At 44.4% G+C, this 22385-nt stretch carries 20 protein-coding genes and 1 tRNA gene; 12 read left to right on the top strand and 9 right to left on the bottom strand.

What is annotated here, in order from left to right; genetic code table 11:
* Position 1 precedes the first annotated feature (1 nt).
* A complete protein-coding gene (locus tag ACLSSO_RS06100) occupies positions 2-520 on the bottom strand; it encodes a YaeQ family protein (protein WP_413944363.1) in 519 nt (172 codons plus the stop codon).
* Positions 521-533: 13 nt separating this feature from the next.
* Positions 534-950 (bottom strand): nuclear transport factor 2 family protein, encoded by a 417-nt coding sequence (locus ACLSSO_RS06095; RefSeq protein WP_413944362.1) that lies wholly within the window; start codon positions 948-950, stop codon positions 534-536.
* A gap of 243 nt (positions 951-1193) precedes the next feature.
* On the opposite strand from ACLSSO_RS06095, the gene ACLSSO_RS06090 reads away from it, so the two are divergent.
* The 3 genes from ACLSSO_RS06090 to ACLSSO_RS06080 all read left to right on the top strand — a co-directional run bounded on the left by ACLSSO_RS06090 (position 1194) and on the right by ACLSSO_RS06080 (position 4060).
* Positions 1194-2684, top strand: a complete 1491-nt coding sequence (locus tag ACLSSO_RS06090; protein ID WP_413944361.1) for a potassium channel family protein — start codon at positions 1194-1196, stop codon at positions 2682-2684.
* Between the two features lie 423 nt (positions 2685-3107).
* On the top strand, positions 3108-3764 hold the full coding sequence (locus ACLSSO_RS06085; RefSeq protein WP_413944360.1) for a hypothetical protein: 657 nt from the start codon (positions 3108-3110) through the stop codon (positions 3762-3764).
* An 11-nt stretch (positions 3765-3775) separates the two neighbouring features.
* Positions 3776-4060, top strand: coding sequence for a hypothetical protein (locus ACLSSO_RS06080; protein WP_413944359.1), 285 nt, complete (start codon positions 3776-3778; stop codon positions 4058-4060).
* Positions 4061-4342: 282 nt separating this feature from the next.
* Here the strand turns inward: ACLSSO_RS06080 and ACLSSO_RS06075 are convergent.
* Positions 4343-4419 (bottom strand) — tRNA-Asp (locus ACLSSO_RS06075).
* Positions 4420-4618: 199 nt separating this feature from the next.
* Here ACLSSO_RS06075 and ACLSSO_RS06070 point away from each other — a divergent pair.
* The 4 genes from ACLSSO_RS06070 to ACLSSO_RS06055 all read left to right on the top strand — a co-directional run bounded on the left by ACLSSO_RS06070 (position 4619) and on the right by ACLSSO_RS06055 (position 7152).
* Complete coding sequence (locus ACLSSO_RS06070; protein ID WP_295904419.1) at positions 4619-4894, top strand: heavy-metal-associated domain-containing protein; 276 nt, start codon at positions 4619-4621, stop codon at positions 4892-4894.
* A 107-nt stretch (positions 4895-5001) separates the two neighbouring features.
* Positions 5002-5412 carry a response regulator gene (locus ACLSSO_RS06065; RefSeq protein WP_413944358.1) on the top strand — a complete coding sequence of 137 codons (411 nt, stop codon included), beginning with the start codon at positions 5002-5004 and terminating at the stop codon, positions 5410-5412.
* 78 nt (positions 5413-5490) lie between these two features.
* Positions 5491-6012, top strand: a complete 522-nt coding sequence (gene orn / locus ACLSSO_RS06060) for an oligoribonuclease (RefSeq protein ID WP_295904416.1) — start codon at positions 5491-5493, stop codon at positions 6010-6012.
* 6 nt (positions 6013-6018) lie between these two features.
* Complete coding sequence (locus tag ACLSSO_RS06055; RefSeq protein ID WP_295904415.1) at positions 6019-7152, top strand: DNA alkylation repair protein; 1134 nt, start codon at positions 6019-6021, stop codon at positions 7150-7152.
* Between the two features lie 337 nt (positions 7153-7489).
* Here the strand turns inward: ACLSSO_RS06055 and ahcY are convergent, their stop codons facing one another.
* From ahcY to ACLSSO_RS06040, 3 genes are all read right to left on the bottom strand, one after another.
* Positions 7490-8896: an adenosylhomocysteinase gene (gene ahcY, locus ACLSSO_RS06050; RefSeq protein ID WP_367276399.1), complete on the bottom strand. Its 1407-nt coding sequence runs from the start codon at positions 8894-8896 to the stop codon at positions 7490-7492.
* 87 nt (positions 8897-8983) lie between these two features.
* Complete coding sequence (gene map / locus ACLSSO_RS06045) at positions 8984-9748, bottom strand: type I methionyl aminopeptidase (protein ID WP_295904412.1); 765 nt, start codon at positions 9746-9748, stop codon at positions 8984-8986.
* Between the two features lie 132 nt (positions 9749-9880).
* Positions 9881-10270 carry an SWIB/MDM2 domain-containing protein gene (locus tag ACLSSO_RS06040; protein WP_295904411.1) on the bottom strand — a complete coding sequence of 130 codons (390 nt, stop codon included), beginning with the start codon at positions 10268-10270 and terminating at the stop codon, positions 9881-9883.
* A gap of 259 nt (positions 10271-10529) precedes the next feature.
* Here ACLSSO_RS06040 and ACLSSO_RS06035 point away from each other — a divergent pair, with 259 nt between their 5' ends.
* The 4 genes from ACLSSO_RS06035 (at position 10530) to ACLSSO_RS06020 (ending at position 19236) form a co-directional block, all read left to right on the top strand.
* Complete coding sequence (locus ACLSSO_RS06035) at positions 10530-10934, top strand: J domain-containing protein (RefSeq protein ID WP_295904410.1); 405 nt, start codon at positions 10530-10532, stop codon at positions 10932-10934.
* 111 nt (positions 10935-11045) lie between these two features.
* Positions 11046-12323 (top strand): sensor histidine kinase, encoded by a 1278-nt coding sequence (locus tag ACLSSO_RS06030; RefSeq protein WP_413944357.1) that lies wholly within the window; start codon positions 11046-11048, stop codon positions 12321-12323.
* 68 nt (positions 12324-12391) lie between these two features.
* Positions 12392-15088 (top strand): hypothetical protein, encoded by a 2697-nt coding sequence (locus tag ACLSSO_RS06025; RefSeq protein WP_295904406.1) that lies wholly within the window; start codon positions 12392-12394, stop codon positions 15086-15088.
* A 68-nt stretch (positions 15089-15156) separates the two neighbouring features.
* On the top strand, positions 15157-19236 hold the full coding sequence (locus ACLSSO_RS06020) for a tail fiber domain-containing protein (protein ID WP_413944356.1): 4080 nt from the start codon (positions 15157-15159) through the stop codon (positions 19234-19236).
* Positions 19237-19430: 194 nt separating this feature from the next.
* Here ACLSSO_RS06020 and ettA read toward each other — a convergent pair whose 3' ends face one another.
* Entirely contained in the window at positions 19431-21101 is a 1671-nt protein-coding gene (gene ettA, locus ACLSSO_RS06015) for an energy-dependent translational throttle protein EttA (RefSeq protein WP_413944355.1), read from the bottom strand.
* Positions 21102-21194: 93 nt separating this feature from the next.
* Between ettA and ACLSSO_RS06010 the strand changes: the two genes are divergently transcribed.
* Positions 21195-21440, top strand: coding sequence for a hypothetical protein (locus ACLSSO_RS06010; protein ID WP_413944354.1), 246 nt, complete (start codon positions 21195-21197; stop codon positions 21438-21440).
* A gap of 26 nt (positions 21441-21466) precedes the next feature.
* On the opposite strand, the gene ACLSSO_RS06005 is transcribed toward ACLSSO_RS06010, so the two are convergent.
* Positions 21467-21793, bottom strand: a complete 327-nt coding sequence (locus ACLSSO_RS06005; protein ID WP_413944353.1) for a BolA family protein — start codon at positions 21791-21793, stop codon at positions 21467-21469.
* Positions 21794-21796: 3 nt separating this feature from the next.
* Positions 21797-22384, bottom strand: coding sequence for a hypothetical protein (locus tag ACLSSO_RS06000; RefSeq protein ID WP_340590893.1), 588 nt, complete (start codon positions 22382-22384; stop codon positions 21797-21799).
* Position 22385 lies beyond the last annotated feature (1 nt).

Below are 22385 nucleotides of genomic sequence, written 5' to 3'. Positions count from 1 at the left end.
GTTAAAACTTTTTAAGCTCGCTTGAAAAGGTTTGGTCTCCAGATGTTAAGTCCAGCTGACCTTGTTGAACGAGCAAAGACCAGCGGTTGTTCTTTTCGATGAGTTCACCTAAAGAATCCAGAAATTTTGAATCGAAGGAATAGATCTGAAGGTCATTAGCGCGATGAACTTCATTGTTCTTGATTTCCATTAAAAGAACCTCGGGATTTTTATAAGTGAAAACCATCACTTCTTTTGCAGCCTTCGTGGCTTTGTGAAGCTTTCTTGCCGAAGGGTTGCCGATCTCAATCCAAAGATCGATGGAGTTATGACCACCGAGCTTGCGCAATGCGGGTGCTTCGGGATCTGCCAATCCTCCAGGAGTGAATTCAAGTCCCTCTTGATGGGCCAAGCAATAAGCAAGAACCCGACTTAGCATATAGGGATACGTTTCGGAAGGATGTTGAGCCACGCGAAAATCCAAGGATTCATAAACGCCGCGATCAATATCAGAGAACTCAATTTGGAAACGATAAAGCACTGATGTGATCCTTTTAGTTAATGCCAGCCCAATCCAAAGCTTGCTGCTTTTCTACGAAAGTACGCATCTGTATGACTTTGCCATTTCGGAATGTAAAACCATCCGCGATATGGGCATCGATCCATTGAGGATTGTCTTTCAACCTCACGTGAACCCACACGAACACGACGATTTTATCACCAGAAACGAAGAACTGCTCTGGCTCACAACTTCCTTCAGCCCAAGTCGCACGGGCTTGAGAGAAATGCGCCTCTATTTTTTCAAGCCCACGGTATGTACCGGAAGATGGAAATCCCTCCGGCTCTATACGCTCGATCTCAGGATCAAATAACTTAAGTACTGCAGGAATATCGTTGCGATTGATGGCTGCGTAGACTTCTTTAAGGATGGCTATTTCGTTTTGTGCGTTTGCGTTTTGATTTGTGGGCATAGGTTATCTAAACACCCAGAAATAAAAAAAGGAAGCTCGATGAGCCATTTTTGTTTTAAGTGGCAATCTGACTTTTAAATTTCAGCTTTATTAAATTATTTATGACGCACAGGGCGACATAGTTTTGAATATAGAATTTTAAAATGATTTATTTACTCTATCGACCATGATAAATAAAATTTAATTTATTACCCTGCACACAAAATACTTACTCTTAAAATTCTTCTTTTCGAAAGGCTCATTATGTCTAGATTTCGTGTGACATTAGTTTCATTGATTTATAAAGATCGAAATCTAGTAATAAATTTGGCAACAAAAATGGTTTTGTTTCTAATGATCTATATTGCCATTACCGTGGTGTTTGCATTCGCGTATTACTCATTGAAAAGATCGTTCTTTCACCATAACCCATTGTACGATCCCGCGTACTACGAGATCAAAACTCGTGTAACCACGGAGCTTTGTAATTCAGTTTTTCCAACCAAGGTACTTAACGCTGCTGACGGGTTTTGTATATACGAAATAAATGGTGATGATAGTTTTGATTTATGGGGAACAAACGGTCCTGACAAGGGTAAGCTTAAAGCCGTGACTATTCAGGTTGGAGAAGCGTCAGACAAAAACTTAAAAGTTTTCATACATTACCATATCCAATTCGCGAGTAATACAACCAAGAATCTAGGTCCAACTGGAGGATCTGGCGATATATTTGTTATCTCACTTGATGAAATCAATGAATTTGGAAACGAAATGTCTCTTAAAGTCATAGCACCAGATAGTGTGTTTACAATGAATCCTCCAATCGAAAGAAATGGTTCTCAGATCTATACTCAGTTTTTTAAGAACCGAAATTTACCTATTCTTAAAAATTTGCGGCTTTTCCAAAACTCGAATGGATTATTTCTTGTATTACCTCACAACAAAGAGATCTATCTCTTATCAAAATATTTAAAAAATACTCCCGTCGAAGAGCCTAGCTTCTGGAAAATGCTATACTTTAGTTCGATGACAATTTCTTCTTTTGGATTTGGCGAAATTGTTCCTATTAGCTATGCGGCGCGAATTTACGTAGTAATAGAAGTAATTCTTGGAATACTATTATTTGGTTTTTTTGTTGCAGTCTTATACGACGAATTAAAAAATTATCACCAGGAAAAACACCAGATTTTTTTAAATACTGAAAGAAGAAAATCGATTGGTGCTTTATGGAAGAACTACTACACGACGTTTCGCAGAAGCTCCAAAATGATAACTCAACCTTTATCTGAAAAAGACTTTGACATAAAAAACCTTCGTTTTAGTATGCTACAAAATTTATATTTCGAGAACAGTCTAAATACTATGGCTCCGATGTTACAAATGTCTTTTGAAGACTATTTTAATAATTTGGAAAAAATCACCGCTTACTTCAAATCAGTGATTTCCTCTTTCGATTACGAAAAAAATAAAGTCCTTATCGAAAAGATGACTGCGGCAATTGCCGAAATTGAAAAATACGATTTTCTTAATGCATTAAGAGAAAGAGCAAGGACAAGGGTCGGAAATAAAATAGCTGCTGAGGTAGATATCGAACGCTTCAAAAATAATCCAGATATCGAACCCACTTTTCTTCCCTCGAATTCAATTAATGTCTATGTAGGTATTTGGCACTCTCTGATCACTTTAAACGATCTCTTGAGCGAAATCGATGCTGAACTAAACCCTCATAGTTCTGAGAAGTTATCACTGTGCTAATTTTAAATAAGAACTGATGAGTTGGCCCTGTCAAATCTAGAAATAAAAATAGAGTCAAAGATTTCTTTATATTCCATCGTTTGTGGGGTCGGCCATTTTCGCTAAAAAATGGCGGGGTCGACAAGCCCCCAAACCTGGAATCTTATTCTAAACTCAATTTAACATTAAATTGCCCATACCGTAGGATACAGAGCCAAATATTTATAAAATGTCTGGTAAGTCGAAAAAACGCGAAATTTTAGGCCTGTGAGCACCCAAAAGACCTAAGAGCTTTAGTTTCTTCTCTAGCCCAAACTTCGCATACTGAGCTCATGGCCGTTAAGAAAACAGAAAAAGATACCGATATTTGTTTAGACTGAGTAAATGGGGCTTCTAGATTAACAATCAGTTTGCGTCACTTATGATTCTGCCGAAAAGAGGACTATGAAAACACTAATACTCACATTTCTAATGCTACCTACTCTTGCCAATGCTACTTTGTGCGATAACTACGATGGTGATGTGAATGATGCTTACCATTATGTCGACTCAATGTTCAGCGCTCTTAAAATTCTAAATGAATCAATAATAAAAGTTAGAGAAGGTAAGAATAAAGACACTGCCTACAATATCATTACCTCATTCCCAAAGAAGAAGTGTGTAGTTCAAAGCCTTGAGCCTTTCACTACGTCTAAGAATGAAAATATCGCAACTAGTGCCAAAGGAATTTCAGCTGGAATAGAGCGAATTATTGAAATTCAAAAGAGCCAGATTGAGTTATTGAAGAAAGTTGAATCTGGTGAGATTACTGGTGAAACAAACGTGAGTGTTCAACTAGGCGAATCCTCCAATCAATTGGACGATGCCTGGTCAACAATATCCCTTGCAGTAATCGGTTCAACCCATGCCCTAATTGACAACGATCAGCTGAGGAAAGAGGAGAAGCTCAAAGCTCTTCTAATAACAGGAAAACAAAAGAACGATTTGAAGAAAAAGATTGAAAGAGACTTTGATACTAAGAAGAAAAAGGGAACCAAGATTGATGTAGTAGCGACAGCTTACCTACAGTTCCTTAACGACAAATGGAAAACTAAGAAATAATTGGAGCTCAAATGTACTACCTTCTCGTATTCGCAATAAACATAGCAAATCTTCAACCAGTAATCCTTAAGGATTGTATTGAGTATAAGGCGGTAGCCGACACTAAGATTGAATCAGTTGTCAAAGAAATCGAAAAGGCCTCAAAGTGTGAGAAAAATCCAGATTCGAAAGTTTGGAATTGTATGAACGAAAAAGCAGGGATCATCACTAAGATTGTAATTCTAACTGACAAGAAAGAATGTAAAGCCTTTCCTGGTGATACAGCTAAGAAATTAAAGACACTAATGGGCCGATAAGGCGCTAAGTACTTCAAGCAAGTCACGTTGCCGCCAGTTACAGTAACCATGCCGCAATTCTTTGCGCAAAAATCTCATTGCTCCTGCGTAAGCACTCGTCAAGAGAGTTACGTTAGTGAAAGTTGCGCCCGTTGTGGAGCGGAGTTGTGCCTATTCGTTCGCTTCATAAAAGATGGAAAGGTTGTTACGGCTAAACTCTAAGTGACACAATTAAAAAAGGAAGCTCAGAGGCTTCCTTTTTAATTTCCATCGTTTGTGAGGTCGGCCATTTTCGCTAAAAAATGGCGGGGTGGACGGGACTCGAACCCGCGGCCTTCCGCGTGACAGGCGGACGTTATAACCAACTTAACTACCACCCCACATCGATTTGGAGAATCTTTTATAGCTACAGTGACCGCGTAATTCAACACTTTTTTACGATCCCCTTAAAATACCCGCTCTTTCCTCTCAACGGTGGGCATGACAAGCCTCATTATGCCCTCTTTTTCAGCAAATTGGCCCCTTGGAAAAGCCCGGTTTCGGGTATAGTGTAGTTTCCCATATCCAAAGGAGAACCCCATGAAAAAAGCTCTGGTTTTGACAGCTTTGTTACTTTCTCAAACTGCTCTTGCAGAAACAATCACATACGCCGTTGAAGGCATGCACTGCGGATCTTGCGCGAAGGCCATCAAAGCTCAGGTTTGCAAGATGGATGGTTTGGAAAAATGCGATGTTACGATGGGTAAAGTAGTGATCTCTCCAAAAACAGGAATCAATATTTCTCAAGAGCAAATCCAAGCGGCGATTTCTAAAGCTGGCGAATACAAAGTCACAGGTTCAACAAAAAGCAAATAAACATTTTAAAGAGTTCTTAACAACTTTTGTTTTTGCACAAAATAATTTGACCACGTCATCGCCTCTCAGGCGGTGACGATTTTCTTAATCTTTGTCATAATACTCTTATGACGAATAATTCTGAAAACACGACAAACAAAGGACGTCTTCTCATCATCGACGATGAGTCCGAGTTGCGTGAAGTTTTAATGGCTCTGCTTGAAGAGTCTGCCAGTGAAATTCAACAAGCCGCAAATGGTCTTGAAGGTATTGATCTTTTGAAATCACAAAAGTTCGATGCCGTTCTTTCTGACGAAAAAATGCCAAAAAAATCAGGGCTCGAAGTTTTAAAGTGGATGCGCGAAAGCGGACTTAATATTCCTTTCATCATTCACACGGGCTACGGCCAAAAAGACATGGTTCTTGAAGCCCAGCGCTTAGGCGTATATGCGTTCATTGACAAACCTTGGGACGAGCGAGCGCTAATTAGCACGGTTGAGAACGCCCTTCGCTCCGGCATGGGGCAACAGAAGCCGTAAACCTTCTTGTCTTTTACACCTTAAATCCATCATCATAGGGGAAGTTTCGGGTCAAAGACCCTAGAATAGGATTTCCTCATGCAGAAACTTTTTTGGCTCGATATGGAGATGACAGGTCTCGATGTCGAAAAAGAAGTGATCATCGAAGTCGCAGCTATCGTCACTGATTTAAACTTTAAAGAGCTCGACACATTTGAAACCGTTGTTAAACAACCGCAAAAGTATTTAGACGCCATGGATGCGTGGAATACGGAACACCATAAAAAATCAGGCCTCACGGCGAAAGTTCCTTTCGGCATGGATCCAGATCAAGTCGAAGCAAAGCTTGTCGACATGGTGAAAAAACATTTCCCAGATCCAAAAGATCGCCCGGTACTTGCTGGAAACTCGATCATGCAAGATCGTCTTTTCATCGATAAGTACATGAAAGATCTTTCTCCACGCCTGCACTACCGCATGGTGGACGTGTCGTCATGGAAGGTGATCATCAACAACAAGTTCAATTACGTGTATCAAAAAGCGAACAAACACCGTGCCCTTGACGACATCCGTGAGAGCATTCAAGAACTTCGCGCGTACTGCGACAAATTGAAATTCTAAGAATCTATGCCACAAAAAAACGAGATCGAAACGGAATCAGCATTTAAAAACTGGATCAATGCCGGTCTCGTGGCCCGCATAGCAAAGCACATCGCATTTCATCATCCGGAATTTGACAGCAAAGCTTTTAATAAATTAAGCAGCCAACTCCCCGCTCTGGAAATGAAACCCAGAATGAAGTTGATCTGCGATTTCTTAAAAGAACTTCTGCCACAGGACTACACAACAGCGTTAGATATTCTTATCGACGCAACTGTGAAGCCCGCTCCTAAAGTAGAACCACTAAAAGGTTTTGATCTATGGGCCTTCACCGAATACGTGCACAGATACGGATTAAAAGATTTCGACGAGTCAATGAAAGCTTTGCATGAGTTCACACAAAAATTCACAGCAGAATTCGCCATCCGTCCATTCTTGATTCAAGAAGAAGCAAAGACGTTAAAAGTTCTGCACAAGTGGACCAAAGATCCAAGTCATCACGTAAGACGTTTGGTTTCGGAAGGTTCAAGACCAAGACTGCCTTGGGGTGAACAACTAAAATCTTTCATCAAAGATCCAACACCGACAATCGAACTTTTAGAAAAACTAAAATACGACGACGAGTTGTACGTAAGAAAATCCGTGGCCAATCATTTGAACGACATTTCAAAAGATCATCCGACGGCTGCAATTAAGACCGCACAAAAATGGTTGAAAGAAGCTCCAGCGAAACAAAAACCAAAAATCGATTGGATTGTCAGACACGCCTTAAGAACACTTCTGAAAAAAGGCCATCCAGAAGCATTGAAACTTTTGGGTTTTGAAAACAAAGGCAAACTCGAAGTTAAAAACCTCAAGCTAACAAAAAAGGAAATCCGCATTGGAGAACACTTAGAGTTCTCATTCGATCTAGCAAGCACAACCGCCGCCCAAATTATGGTGGATTATTTAATCCATCACAAAAAATCCAACGGCGAAACAAGTCCCAAAGTTTTTAAGCTAACAACAAAAAGCCTAAAGACAAAAGAAGTCTTACCAATCAAAAAGAAACACTCCTTCAAACCAGTAACAACAAGAGTCTATTATCCAGGCACACACTATTTGGAAATCATGGTGAACGGAAAACTCTTAGCGAAAGTCCCCTTCAATCTAAAAAAATAGTTCAAAGAAAAAAGTACCTGGTACCTTTCTCCCAAACGCGCCGACAAGGCGCCCGATCCCAAAGCGCAGAACGAAGGAAAGTTGAAGTCCTTCCATGCGCAAACTTATGCACACGCTAAAGACCCTTCACCAAAACCTAAAGTTAAAATCTCCAGCCTTGGGTATAGAGGACTGTGGAGCTTGCAAAACCGAGTTCCGCAGCGCCAAGAAAGAAATGCAGTAGTAATCAGAAGACTAAGGAAAATAAAAAAGGGAGGCCAGCAAGCCTCCCCCAAGCGCGAGGACTGTCTGAGCGTTTTGCAAGCTCCACAGCCCTCTATACCCAAAGCGGGTTAGATTAATAACGATAGTGTTCCGGTTTGAATGGACCGTTAGGACTTGTATGCAAGTATTTAGCTTGCTTTGAAGTCAACTTAGTCAACTTAACACCAAGTTTTTCTAGGTGAAGAGCTGCCACTTTCTCATCAAGGTGTTTAGGCAAACGATAGACAGCGATGTCTTGATACTTATCACGGTTGTTGAAAAGTTCCATTTGCGCCAAAACTTGATTCGAGAATGAGTTACTCATGACGAAGCTTGGGTGTCCCGTTGCGCAACCCAAATTCACCAAACGGCCTTTAGCAAGGATGATCACTTGTTTGCCGTTTTTCAAAGTGTGGATGTCCACTTGTGGTTTTACTTCGCGGATTTTTGAGTTCTTGTTCAACCAAGCCATATCGATTTCGATATCGAAGTGACCGATGTTGCACACAATCGCGTTGTTCTTCATAGAGTTGAAGTGCTTGTCAGTGATGATATCGCAGCAGCCAGTTGCTGTTACAAAGATGTCACCGATCTTAGCGGCTTCGTCCATAGTAGTAACTTCGAAACCTTCCATCGCTGCTTGCAATGCGCAGATAGGATCGATTTCAGTGATAAGAACGCGGGCACCAAGACCACGCAATGAGTGCGCAGAACCTTTACCTACGTCGCCGTAACCTGCAACAACGCAGATTTTACCAGCAACCATCACGTCCGTTGCACGCTTGATACCATCTGCCAAAGATTCGCGGCAGCCGTACAAGTTGTCGAACTTAGATTTAGTTACAGAGTCATTGATGTTGATCGCTGGAACTTTCAATTTTCCGTTTTTCAACATCACTTCTAGATTGTGAACACCTGTTGTTGTCTCTTCAGAGATACCGATGATCTTTTTCAATTCTTTAGCGAAGCGTGGCTCATGCATCATGTTTGTCAAATCGCCACCGTCATCAAGGATCATGTTGAAGCCGTCTTTGCCCCAACCAACGATTGTCTGCTCGATGCACCAGTTGAATTCTTCTTCAGTCAAACCTTTCCAAGCAAATACGGGGATGCCCGCTGCTGCCATCGCAACCGCTGCGTGATCTTGAGTTGAGAAGATATTGCATGAAGACCAACGGATTTCTGCACCAAGCTCGATAAGAGTCTCGATCAAAACCGCTGTTTGGATTGTCATGTGAAGGCAACCCGCGATTTTTGCACCTTTAAGAGGTTGAGATTTTTTGAACTCTTTACGAAGAGACATCAAACCTGGCATTTCAGTTTCGGCGATCTTGATTTCCTCACGACCCCATTTTGCCAATTTATCGAAAACTTCTTGGCTCTCCATCGCTTCTTTGCAAACTTTGAAATCGCCCGAAGGCAATTTAGCTGCTGATTTTGCTGGAGCTGCTTTTACATTTTTTTTCATAGCGGATTTTCCGTTCGTTGTCGTTAGTGACATTGATATTGATCCTTTGGTTGTCTTTTAAAAAAATTAATATTGCTTCAGTTCCGGGCCTCTGGCCCTCCACACTGCCGGCGTCCGCCGCTAAGGCAGCGTTAAAATTTCGTATCCAGTATCTGTCACAAGTACCGTATGTTCAAACTGTGCAGATAATAGACCATCTGCAGTATGATAGTACTTAATGCTCGATCCAGGAATAGCGTATTCAATGATCTCGTCGGTTCCTTGGTTGACCATCGGCTCTACGGTAATGCAATGGAAAGGAACTAGGCGGTCGCCCTTGCCCTTTTTACCGAAAGACGGAACGAAGGGTTCTTCGTGGAAGATACGCCCAACGCCGTGGCCGCCAATCTCTTTCACAGTCGTATAACCCTTACGGGTTACAAGTTTATTGGTCTCAAAGCCAATATCGCCGGTCCAACCGTTGGGAGTGATCGCTTCAATACCACGATCACGGGCCATGCGAGCGGTCTCGACAAGGTCTTTGGCGTCTTCAGAGACGTCACCGATCATATACATTTTTGATGTGTCACCGAAGAAGCCATCAATCCAAGCCGTCACATCAACGTTGATGATGTCGCCGTCTTGAAGAACTGTCTTATCATCAGGAACACCGTGGCAGACCACTTCGTTTACGGAGGTGCAAGTGTACTTAGGATATCCATGATATCCCAAACAAGCGGACTTCGCGTCTTTGCTCATCATAAAGTCATTGCAGAGTTGATCGATCTCGTTCGTTGTCATGCCGACTTTGATGTACTTATCAAGGTAGGTCAAAGTATCGGCCGCGATACGGCAGGCACGAGTCATTTTTTTGATTTCTTCTAAAGACAGAGGCTTGATTCCCATAGAGGGGATTTATAGCACAGCGGACCTAGGTTGGATAGGCCAAAACACCGAATGAGACAGGGCCCAGAAACACAAAAGCCCGGGTTTCCCCAGGCTTTTGAATCTTGTTCAGCTTTAAAACTGATTCTAAGACTATTTCAAGTGCTTAGAAACAAGTTTAGTCATGTCGAACATAGAAACTGTAGTTTTGCCGCCGAAAACTTCTTTAAGTTTTGCATCAGCATTGATGTTTCTTTTGTTCTTAGCATCTTGAAGACCGTTCTTCTTGATGTATGCCCAAAGTTTCTTAACAACTTCAGTACGTGGAAGTGGAGAAGCACCAACAACTGCTGCCAAAGCTGCAGATGGAGTCAAAGCTTTCATGAATGCTGCATTTGGTTTGCGAGCAGTCTTAGCTTTTTTTGGAGCTGCTGCTTTTTTAGCAGCTGCTTTTTTTGGAGCTGCGGCTTTCTTAGCAGCTTTTTTTGGAGCAGCTTTTTTAGCTGCAGCTTTCTTAGTAGTAGCTTTCTTAGCTTTTGCCATTCTAAATTCCTCCGTTAGGTTTTTAGTCTCGTTTATACGAATGAGCTTAGTGTGTATCTAAGTCGAGGCGTTTGTCCAAAAAAAAATGCATGCTAAATCATTTTTTTTTCGCACTGGAAGCAGATTTACCCCGTTTTTCCCTCGGAAAACTGCCTTTTCCCTTCCCAAACACCCCCTTTCCCCTAGGAAAAAGGGCTATTTCTCGATGGAAAACCCCTTCTGGACTGAGGAGATTGAGGGTGCAACCGATAAGAAAGGCATGAGTTTTCAAGCAAGTTTTAAGCAAATTCTTCGAGAGAAAATGAGTGAAACAAGCTCCTCTTCCCAGGGAAATAGCTCTGCAAACTTGCACGCAGATCCTCTGCATCTTGCTTATTTGCTTGGACAAATCAATCGTTTAGAATTCCAAACACCGCGAGGACAATACCCAGCGCCGAAGGTTCGTCCTCAAAGAAAACCGCATGCTCTTTCTGCTTCCCAAAGACTTTCCTATGAGTTCCTCAAGACTTGGATCCATGATCTCTCAGAGGGGTTCACGGCTTCTGAGCTTAAGAAAGCGTTCCGCCAAACAGCGATGATCCTTCACCCCGACCAAGGCGGCAACGTGCAGCAGTTTCTTGAGCTGAAGGACCATTATGAAAACCTTCGCTCACTTGTGCCGTGAAATTTGTATTAATATAAGACACTAAACAAGATTACATTGTTGAAATGACCTCAGTACTTCTACTATAGAACCGATATTCATAGTAGAAAATCAGCGGAAGACGATGGCACCATGTATGACTTAGAGTTCACATCTGAGGATGCGTATAAAAAAAGACTGATCTATTTTAAAGTCATTTACTTTATTGGCGTCGCTGTATCATTTGTCTATATCGTCAAATATAACTTCGAATATAAAATCTCCGAATACAACCCTGTCCTCATCCCGGGATGGTTGGCCTTCTTGCTGCTCCCGCCTTTAGCCCTTAAATTTACCAAGAACTACCTCTACTCGGCGATCTCTCTGGGCACTGTCTCCATCAGCCTCCTCACTTATCTGCTTTACACGGCTGGAGGAGGAGACGCCCCGGGGGTCTTTTGGCTTGCCGCCGTTCCTTTGGTCTTGGGAATTTTGATCGGACTTCCTGGCGCCGTGGTAGGTTACTTCATTGTTGCTTCGATCATCATCTTTTTCTGGTATCTTAAGGCCAACGATCTTGGACCGAATGTTATTGCAGACTATGGCGACTACGGAAAAGAAAAGCTCTTTAACCTTGTCACCTTCCTGATCTTCTCCTGCTTTACGACGCATCAATATATAATGGGCGAAGAACGTTTTATGAAACGCCTCATGGAGAAGAATCTCGATATCGAGAACCTTTTGCGCGTTTTGATTCATGACATTGCTAACACCCTTTCTTCGATGACTTACAATTTGGTCAAAGCCAAAGAGGATCGCGAGAACAGCATCAGCTCTTTGGAATTTGAAAAAATTGAAAAGGCCGTGGATGATATCAACAACCTGCTTGCGCAGGTGCGGCATTTAAAATCCGTTAAAGATGGAAAAGCCGCTCTGCCTTTGAAGCCGATCTCTCTCACCCTGGTTTTGCACGAAGTTTACGAGAGCACCTTGGGTGTGGCGCAGAAAAAAGGCATCAAGCTGTCTTTGGATATTTCCCGCGATCGCATGTTGATCAACGGTGAAAAAACCATCTTGAGCAACGTTGTTCTATTAAATCTTTTGAACAACGCCATTAAGTTCTCTCATCCTGGGGATCGCATTGATCTTAAAGCGTATTCGACCGATGAACAGGTTATCATCGAAATTCAAGATTATGGCATTGGAATCCCTGAACATATTCTCAATCAGATCTTCAATCTCAACGCGCAAACGACTCGCTCCGGAACTCAAGGAGAAAAAGGCACCGGCTACGGCATGCCACTTGTAAAAGAATATTTACAGATGATGGATGGAACGATTGAAATCCACTCTCAAGAAAAAGCCACACAGACACAACCTCGTGGAACTCGTGTCACTTTGAAACTCCCTCTGGCTAAAGCGACAGTATAGAGTCTCACAGCGAACACATATATCTTTGCAAAGTGAAGGCCTCCTCGGAATAGACCGATAAGGTCTCTATGAATATTCGGAACTTTTTGGTGCATTCATTGCTGGTCTTACTGGCGGTCGAGAGAGTATGGGGCGTTCCGGGTTCTCTCACCTATCAAGGCCGCATTCAAAATACTCAAGGGACCGCTCTTGAAGTGAATGGTGTGCAATTCGAATTTTCCATCACCAATCCGACGGGTTCCTGCACGATCTATCGCGAAATCTCCAATGGCATCGACATGAGAAACTCCAAGGGCGTGTTTGATGTCCCCATCGGAACGGGAACAAAAGCTTACCCGGGAACACCGAGCTTTAAACTCCTCGACAGTTTTGATAACTCCACGACATACAACTGCGAAAGTGGAGGCACCTACACACCCGTTCTGGATGACAAACGTTTGTTGCGCGTGCAGTTCTTTGACGGAGTTGGTTGGAGATTGATCACTCCCGACAGTGAAATTCGCGCTGTCCCCTTTGCTGCTGTTGCGAAGTCGGCGCAAAAACTGGGAAACAATTCTGCCGCGGACTTTTTGTTGAAATCTTCAGTTCCTCTTTGCACGGCCGGACAATATTTAAGACATATTGCTCCTGCTGGAACCTTTGAGTGCACCACACCGTCTGTTTCCGGAAGTGATGTGAGTGGAAATATTTCTGGAAGCTCTGCGGGGTTCACGGGAACTTTAAGCGGAGACGTCTCTGGCACTCAATCAGCAACGAGTGTGGATAAAATCAAAGGTGTCGCTGTTTCTATGACCGGAAATGCTTCGGGAAAAGTTTTGAAATTCAACGGAACAAATTGGGCTCCGGCAGACGATAATGTTGGCGCGACAGCCAATCTTTCTGGAGACGTCACTTCGACTTCAGGAAGTGCCGGAACGAAGGTTGAAAAAATTCAAGGCGTCGCGGTATCAAATAGCACTCCTTCTGCGGGCCAAGTATTCATTTATGGTGGCACCCAATGGGATGTTCAATATTTTGGTTTGGGTCAACTTCGCTCGACTGTCACGGGTGCGATACAGATGCCAAGCTCTTGTGCCACGGCTGACAAAACTTTGACTTGGAGTGCGATTACCGATTCGCTGTCTTGCACTTCGATTTCAATTGTGAATTCTCAAGTCACGGGACTGGGAACCGCGGCAACAAAAAATGTTGGCACGTCTGCCGGAAATCTGGTGCAGCTTGATGGCTCCGGGCGGGTTCCCGCCTCTCTTCTTCCAACAGGAGCCAGTGGTGCTCTTTTAGACGGCGGAAATAGTACGGGAGCGACATTGAGCGTGGGAACAAATGACTCTCAAGCACTTTCCTTTGAAACAAATAATATTTCCCGCATGAAAATTTCTTCCAGTGGTCTTGTCGGTATTGGTGTTTCTTCTCCATCAGAAGAGTTAGACGTGCGCGGTACGGACAGCGTTTATCTACAAGTTGTAAAAACCAATGGCGCCGGAGCCGGGAATGCCGGTGTGATTGCACAAAGCTACACCACTTCAGGAATTGGAAGTTCCTATATGGGAATGGCCTTCCGAGGAAGCGAAGCAAGTCCCGCGTCTTTGCAAGCCCAGGATCAAATATTATATTTAACAGGATACGGAGCCACAGACTCTGCTTGGCACGTGGGACAGTCAGCTCAAATTACTTTTGCGGCCGCTGAAAACTTCACGGCGACATCTTCGGCGGGAAATATTCTTTTTGAAACCACGCCTTCGGGTGCAACGACTGCGGCTGAACGGATGCGCCTCACCAGCAGTGGCGAATTAGGGGTTGGAACGAACGCACCTGAGTTTAGACTGTCTTTAGAAAACGACGGCGGAATTCTTGCTAAAGGAGATGCAAATTTAGGTCGCACCTTGGCTTCTAGCGGTGCTGGCACGCGTATGATCTGGTACCCGCGCAAAGGTGCCTTTCGTGCAGGATCAGTTACCGGCACTCAGTGGGATGATGCTTCTATAGGCTCTCACTCCTTCGCAGCCGGCCTCAACACAACCGCCAGCGGAACTAATTCTGTAGCTATAGGAAGTGGCAATACCGCAAGTGGCTCTTATTCAGTTGCTTTAGGAGTTCAAGCTCTTGCAAATTCATCGCAAAGTTCCGTCGCGATCGGAAATACCGTCACAGCAAGTGGTTGGTTTGCGGTTGCCATAGGGGCTGACACGGTGGCCTCTGGTAATGGCTCAACGGCTCTGGGTAGAAACACCTTAGCACCTGCCATCAATCAGATCTCAGTCGGAATGTACAGCGCAACCACGGGCACTGAAAATCCCACGGCGATTGTCGCGACCGACCCTTTGTTTGTTATCGGTAACGGAACTTCAATAAGTGCGCGCTCTAACGCCGTGACTGTTTTAAAAAATGGAAACACAGGAATCGGAGTTTCAGCTCCAACAGCCAAGTTAGAAATCAATGGCTCTGTGAAATACGGCGGAAGAACTGTGGCACGCATGACGGTGTGCTCTTACATCAGTACAACGATCAATTCGGACGCCGGCACAAACACAGCATGGCACTATTGGACGACAGGTGAATGCGATAACGGACTTCCTTCGGGAAATTGTCTGAGCTATCTTGCTCAAGCCGTGGCTTCAGGAAACGATACAGACTGGCAGGTCTTAAATCCGGGAGAATCTCCTGGTTACGGAGTCGCGGGCACTGCGACAAATGGCGGAATCCATTTGAGTCTCACGACCCCAGGAACTCTCTTTAAGCTGCGCGCGGTCTATCAATGCGATTAGCCTCATTTTGAGACAGGGAACGCGCGGGAACAGTGAAGTTTTTTTGACAAAAAACCGATAAGTCTTCTATGAGACGATTGTACGTACTGGGAGTCTTCCTTCTCACTTCGCTTTTTATTTTTTCAATACAAGGCCACGCGTCTCCGTCCTCTTTAACCTATCAAGGTCGCATCATTAAATCAGATGGAACTCCTTTGGAATATTCCAACGTCAGTTTCATTTTTCAAATCATGGATCCTTCTGGTCAGTGCGTGATTTATCAAGAGCAAGTGACTGGAATTAATATGGCGAACTCTAAAGGAGTCTTTGACGTTCCCATTGGAAAAGGTGGAGTCAATTATCCTTTAGGCGGCGGATTTACGGTTCTTGATTCTTTCAACAACTCTTCTACTTTTACTTGTGGAGCCTGTAGCGGATATACTTGCTCTGATGGCACGAGCAACTATTCCCCGGTGCAAACGGATGGTCGTCTTTTAAGAGCACAGTTTCACGACGGCAGCGCTTGGCGTTTGATTTCTCCTGACACCGTGATTCGTTCAGTGCCCTACTCGGCATATGCACTTTCTGCGAAGAAATTGGGAACTAACACTGCTACGGATTTTGTTTTAAAGACGAATGTGCCGACATGTAATTCCAATGAATTTTTATCGTGGAGCGGAAGTGCTTTTGTCTGTGCTCCCGTAACAGGCGCGAGTGGCGGAACTGTCACCAATGTTACGTCTTCGAACTCTTATGTAACGATTGCGAATAACACTTCCACTCCTGTTGTGACTTTGAATGTTGGTACAGTTGCGGGAACTGTCGCTGCGGGTGATGACTCTCGTTTTACAAACGCTCGTGTTCCTACGGGTGCTGCAGGTGGAGATTTGTCTGGGACTTATCCGAATCCTTCCGTGGCAAAAATTCAAAGTGTCGCGGTTTCTAGTGCTGCACCAACTAATGGGAATTTTTTAAAGTTTGATGGCACTCAGTGGATTGGTGCTGCTATTGGTATGAGCGATGTTACGAATTTGAATTCTTCTTTAAGTAATTATCATACGGTGGCTGCGTTTAATTCTGCTGTGGGAAGTGCTAACTGTGCTGCTCATCAAACTCCTTATTGGAATTCGGTTTCTGGATCTTTTCAGTGTCAGGCGATCAATGTTTCTGTTGCGGGTGATGTAAGCGGAACTATTGGTGCTGTTTCCGTAAATAAAATCAAAGGTGTTGATGTTGATACAACCGGATTAGCTACTGGCCAAGTTTTGAAATATGACGGAACGAAGTGGGCTCCTGCCGCGGATTCAAATGCTGGCGGTACAGTTACTAATATTGCGACTGGTACGGGTTTAAGTGGTGGTCCTATCACAACTACCGGAACGATCTCACTTGCTAATACTGCTGTGACGGCGGGTTCTTATGGTTCAACGACTCAGGTGGGAACTTTTACAGTCGATACTCAAGGACGTTTAACTGCGGCTTCGAATTCTGCAATTGCATTTCCTGTGACTTCTGTTGCAACTAAAACTGGTGCAGTGACACTTGATTATGGTGATATCAACAGTGCCGCTTCAAAATATCTCACTTACAAACCTAACAATGTAGCTTGTACTGATGGACAAGTTTTAAAATGGATTGCTGCAAATTCTCGTTGGGAGTGCGCGAGCGATACAGATACCAATGCCGGTGGTACCGTCACGAATATCGCAACGGGTACTGGATTAAGTGGTGGACCAATTACTTCTACCGGAACTATTTCTTTAGCAAACACGGCTGTAACTGCGGGATCTTATACTCGCGCAAATATCACGGTCGATGCGCAAGGTCGTTTGACTGCTGCAAGCAATGGTGCGGCGGTAAATCTCGCAACTGAAGTCACTGGCACTTTACCAATTGCAAATGGTGGCACAGGACAAACTACTGTCACAGCTGCTTTCAATGGTCTTTCTCCAAGCACAACAAAAGGTGACTTAATTGTTCACGATGGTACGAATGATATTCGTTTGCCTGTCGGTACAAACGGACAGGTATTGTCTGCTAACTCAGCGCAAGCTTCCGGTCTTCAGTGGATCACTCCAACGAACGGAACTGTGACTAATGTTACAGGAACAGCTCCAATTGTTGTGGCAACGGGATCAACAACTCCCGCAATTTCAATTAACGATGCAACAACTTCAGCAAAAGGCGCTGTGCAAATCGGAGCTGGTATCGCAGTCACTTCCGGAACTATTAGTGCTGATCCAGCAAACTTCCCTTCTGCTGTGCCGGTTTCCAAGGGCGGTACAGGTGTCACGTCGCTGACAGCGAATAGACTTCTTGCCAGCGATGGCACCGGCTCAACAATCACTACATTCACTTGCGCTGTCGGACAGCTTGTGACTTTCGATGCGGCTGGCGTGATGGGATGCACGAACTACTCTGCTTCAGGAGTTTTTGCAAATGGTGGAAATAGTTTTGGAGCCAATGCCACACTTGGAACAAACGACGCTTACTCGCTAGCATTTAAAACAAGTGGATCAACGCGCATGACGATTTTATCCGGAGGAAACGTGGGTATCGGAGTTACCAATCCCACGGCACCGCTTGATATAAGCTTCTCCGCTCTATCAAGTGGAATTCAATCAACCAATACTGACGCCACAGGCTCATCTTCTGTAACTCTGAATGCGGGAACAAATAAAGTTTATCTGGGAGTCTGGGGGCAATCCGCCGGATCAGGCATGACCTACCTTCAATCAAATGCCGCTAACACATTGGATATCAGCACATTCCAAGCGCAACCACTGACTTTTTCTACAAACAAATCAGCAGGTGGAAGCACCGAACGCATGAGAATCACATCCAGTGGTTACATCGGCATCGGAACAGCAGCGCCCACTTATCCTATGCACATTGTCTCCAATTTATTAACTGGGCAAGCATCCACGCTATATATCACTTCGACAAATACGACGTCCTCGGCGAATACTTCCATTAATACGTCGGGGTTTTATAAGTATACAGACAACAGCACTGCGAACTCGAGTTCCAACCAAGTTCTTCGTGCAGAGTATGTCCGTTCTGCTACGGCAACAGGAACTCCGACATCATTCGATGCTCAGATCACAGCGGCCAACGCCAATATCAACGGCAATGCTCCGTACATTCTTAAAGGCGTCAACATCGAAGCCCCCGTCGTAGCCAGCGGAGTAACACTGGATACGTGGCAAGGTCTTTCAATCTCTGCTCCGACGGGCGCAGGCACAATTACAAACAGATATGCCTTAGTCACAGCGATGAACGCAGGTAACGTCGGGATCGGGACCACCACACCCACCAGCAAACTGCATGTAGCAAGCACCGTGCGCATCGATGACGCCGCCGTTCCCCTCACCTTCAGCGAAACCGACCAAGGCGCCGTTCCTGGAAAATACTGGCGCGTCCCTCTTGATGGAGCACAACTGCGCTTTGACGCCGATCAATCAGGAACAGGTTCATTCTCAACGTATGTCTCTCCATTAGCACTTTCTCCGAATGGAAAAGTGGGAATGGGAACGCTAACACCAGCAGCACAATTGCACATCACATCTGGAACTGGCTACGCGTCTTTGATGTTGGGTAACGATGGAGGCTCCAGCAACATCCACATGACCCACGAAACAGACGGAACCTTCGCCCTCTTCAACGGAACCTTCGGAGCGGGCGTCACGTTAATGTCCATCACCAACGTAGGAAACATGTGGATCAAAGGAACACTAAGCCAAGCCTCAGATGCGCGCTTAAAAAAAGACATCCACACCATGGACAACCAATTAGATAAAGTCCTACAAATCCGCCCCGTAACCTACAACTGGAAAGACCAAGAAAAATACGACAAAAAACAACAAGTAGGTTTGATCGCCCAAGAAGTAGAAAAAATCTATCCGGAAGTAGTCCAAAACAACAGAGACGGCTACAAATCCGTAAGCTACTCAAACCTCATAGCCCCCGTCATCGCCGCCCTCAAAGAATTCTACAACAAGTGGCAAGACCAAAACGAAAAAGTAGACCGCTCAATAGCATCCATCCAAGAAGAAAATCTACAATTAAAAAAAGAAACCGAAAAACTCAAAGCCGACAACGCCGAAATGAAAAAGCGCTTAGAGCAAATAGAAAAAGCATTGCACTCAAGTCAGAATCAAAAAAAGTAAATTTAAAGATCATATGAAAAACGAATCTGCGTGGGATTTGCTGGCTTTAAAGGCCTTTGGCAGTTCTGCGCAGTCAGACCTCCGCGCCGACACGATGTCGTACCAAAGCGCGGCGAGGCAGGATGCCGTGTCTGACGGAGCGGAATTGCCAAAGGCCTTTAAAGCCAGCAAATCCGCCCACCAGACGTCGTGTATTAAACCATCTTAAACCGAACCCGTTTTGGACCAGCATTCTCTCCAAGGCGTTTCTTACGATCTTCTTCGTACTCTGTGAAGTTCCCCGGGAAGAATTCAATTTTAGACTCCCCTTCAAAGGCCATGATATGGGTACAAACACGATCCAAGAACCAACGGTCATGCGAAATCACCACAGCAGATCCACCGAACTCAAGAAGAGCTTCCTCAAGAGCACGCATTGTATTCACATCAAGGTCATTCGTCGGCTCATCCAGAAGCAAAAGGTTCGCACCTTCTTTAAGGATCTTCGCCATGTTCACACGGTTTCTTTCACCACCTGACAACTGACCAACTTTTTTCTGTTGGTCTGTTCCAGAGAAGTTAAACCAAGAAACGTACTGACGCGCATTGATCTCGCGTGTTCCTAACTGAACGACATCAGCGCCGCCAGAAAGTTCTTCATAGATTGTTTTGTTCGGATCCAACGTCTCACGTGTTTGATCCACGTACGCAATCTTCACAGTATCTCCGACTTTGAAAGTTCCAGAATCTGGCTTTTCTTTTCCAGTGATCATGCGGAACAAAGTCGATTTACCCACACCGTTCGGTCCAATTACGCCGACGATCGCGCCGCGAGGAATTGTGAAGCTCACATCGTCCAAAAGAACTTTGTGCTCGTAGGCCTTCGTGATGCCTTTAGCTTCAACAACGATATCGCCCAAACGAGGTCCTGGCGGAATATAGATAGACATCTCTTGGATTTTTTCCGGAGATGCTTCCTTAATTAGATTTTCGTAGTTAGAGATACGAGCTTTCGATTTCGCTTGGCGAGCTTTCGCGCCTTGACGAATCCAATCCAACTCGCGCTCCAAAGTCTTCGCTTTACGAGCTTGGTCTTTTGCTTCGTTCGCCATGCGCTTGTCTTTTTGTTCAAGCCAAGATGTGTAGTTCCCTTTCCAAGGAATACCTTCACCGCGATCCAATTCCAAAATCCAACCAGCCACATTATCCAAGAAATAACGATCATGCGTAACCGCGATCACAGTTCCCGGGAATTTTGAAAGATATTGTTCAAGCCATGCTACAGATTCCGCGTCCAGGTGATTCGTCGGCTCATCAAGCAACAAAATATCTGGCTCTGACATAATCAATCTTGCCAAAGCGACACGACGTTTTTCACCACCTGACAAGTTTGTCACTGGCAAATCGCCATCTGGACAACGAAGAGCGTCCATCACGATTTCAATTTTTTGATCCACATCCCAAGCGCCCAACGCTTCTAATTTTTCCTGGATAGCGCCTTGTTTTTCGATGAGTTTGTTCATCTCATCGGGATCTAAATCAGGATCGCTGAATTTGTCGTTGATCGCGTTGTATTCTTTCATGAGCTTTGGAAGTTCGCCCATACCGGCAAAAATATTTTCTTTCACCGTCATTGTATTATCGAGTTGTGGTTCTTGCTCGAAGTAACCGACTTTCATTGTCTTCGATGGGAAGGCTTCACCAAGAAAATCTTTGTCTACGCCTGCCATAATTCTGAGCAAAGTGGATTTTCCAGAGCCGTTCAGGCCCAAAACTCCGATTTTCGCTCCGTAGAAGTAAGAAAGATAAATATCCTTCAAAACGTATCTTTGTGGAGGATATACTTTACTTACGCCCTTCATTGTGTAGATAATCTCTTGAGACATGACGTCCTCTCCTGTAAAAGGAAGTGTTATAACACTATCTGCCCCTGTGCATGAAGCACTTTTGGTGGAAAATAAGCAGAACTAAATTAGCGAATGAGCGACGGCAACTTAGAGCAACAACAAAACCCAGCAGACACTTCGGCTTCCACCGAAAAGAAGGAATCCGCACGTAAATCCGTGTTCGGAAGTCTGAATCAAGACCTGAAGCAGGCCTTGGACACCTGGGACGTCCTCACCGAACAAATGAGCAACAAGATTTCCCCCGAAGAAGAACAGCTGCAGGAAGTCAAAAAACTTCTCGGCGAACTCAAATCCAAACTTCAAGAATTCGGCGAATAGAAGCGAAAAAGGTACCCGGTACCTTTTTATTTTCTATCGTGTTTACTTCCGCCTAGGCACTCGGGTGATTCGAATTGCATTGTGGCTTTCTGCTTTTCCCACTCTGCAGGCGTTAAAGTCTTTTGCGTCAATGCATGCAAACCGCTTTGAAGTTCTTCTTTAAGAAGATCATTGACCATTCTTTGACGATCAATGCGTGATTTGCCTTCAAATGCAGCAGAAACAATCAGAACTTTGAAATGAGTTTCGCTTCCCGGAGGAACAGAGTGCATGTGGCTCTCGTTTTCGATCTCCACATGAACAGGAGCGAGAGCCTTTTCTAAAATTTCATTCAAACGGGAAGCTCGGGACATGATCTAGTAGTTTTTCTTTTCAATTTTAGATTTCACGAAATCGATGCCCATCTTCGCCATAGCGATGACACCTTTTTCTTCTAACTTTTTCTCAACATCTTTCGCTGTACGCAAAGCTTTGGCTGCGGCCATTTGCGCAATCGGATTTCCAACCGGAAGACCTTCGAACTGACCATCGTGTTTCCACTCATCAGCCACAGTATCAGCAAGCTCCATCACTTTCGGAGCTTTTTGACGAATCAATTCGCTTCCGTAAAATTCCAAGTGAACTTTGTCAGAGTTGTGACCGTGCGTGTGTTCAGAAGGTTCATCACCAAAAGCCGGACCGCCTTCAGCCACCATTTCCGCTTCCGCTTGCACTTCATCAACGTAGACATCATGCTGAACGCCTTCGTTTTGAGCTTCAGTGTTAATCGCTTCTGCTTCATCAGCCGCTTGTTCAGTGGCTACATACTCTTCTTCCGGAGCATGCTCAGCTGCCTCATGATGAGGGCGACGCTTTTGATGCGTTTTAGACTCCGGATGAGCTTTCGCGTGATGAGCTTTGGAGTGATGTTTCTTTTTACCGTCGTAATTTTTGATTTCTGGCATA

This window comes from Bdellovibrio sp. HCB-162, assembly GCF_047344985.1.
Taxonomy (GTDB): domain Bacteria; phylum Bdellovibrionota; class Bdellovibrionia; order Bdellovibrionales; family Bdellovibrionaceae; genus Bdellovibrio.
This window is presented reverse-complemented; position numbering and strand designations above follow the sequence as displayed.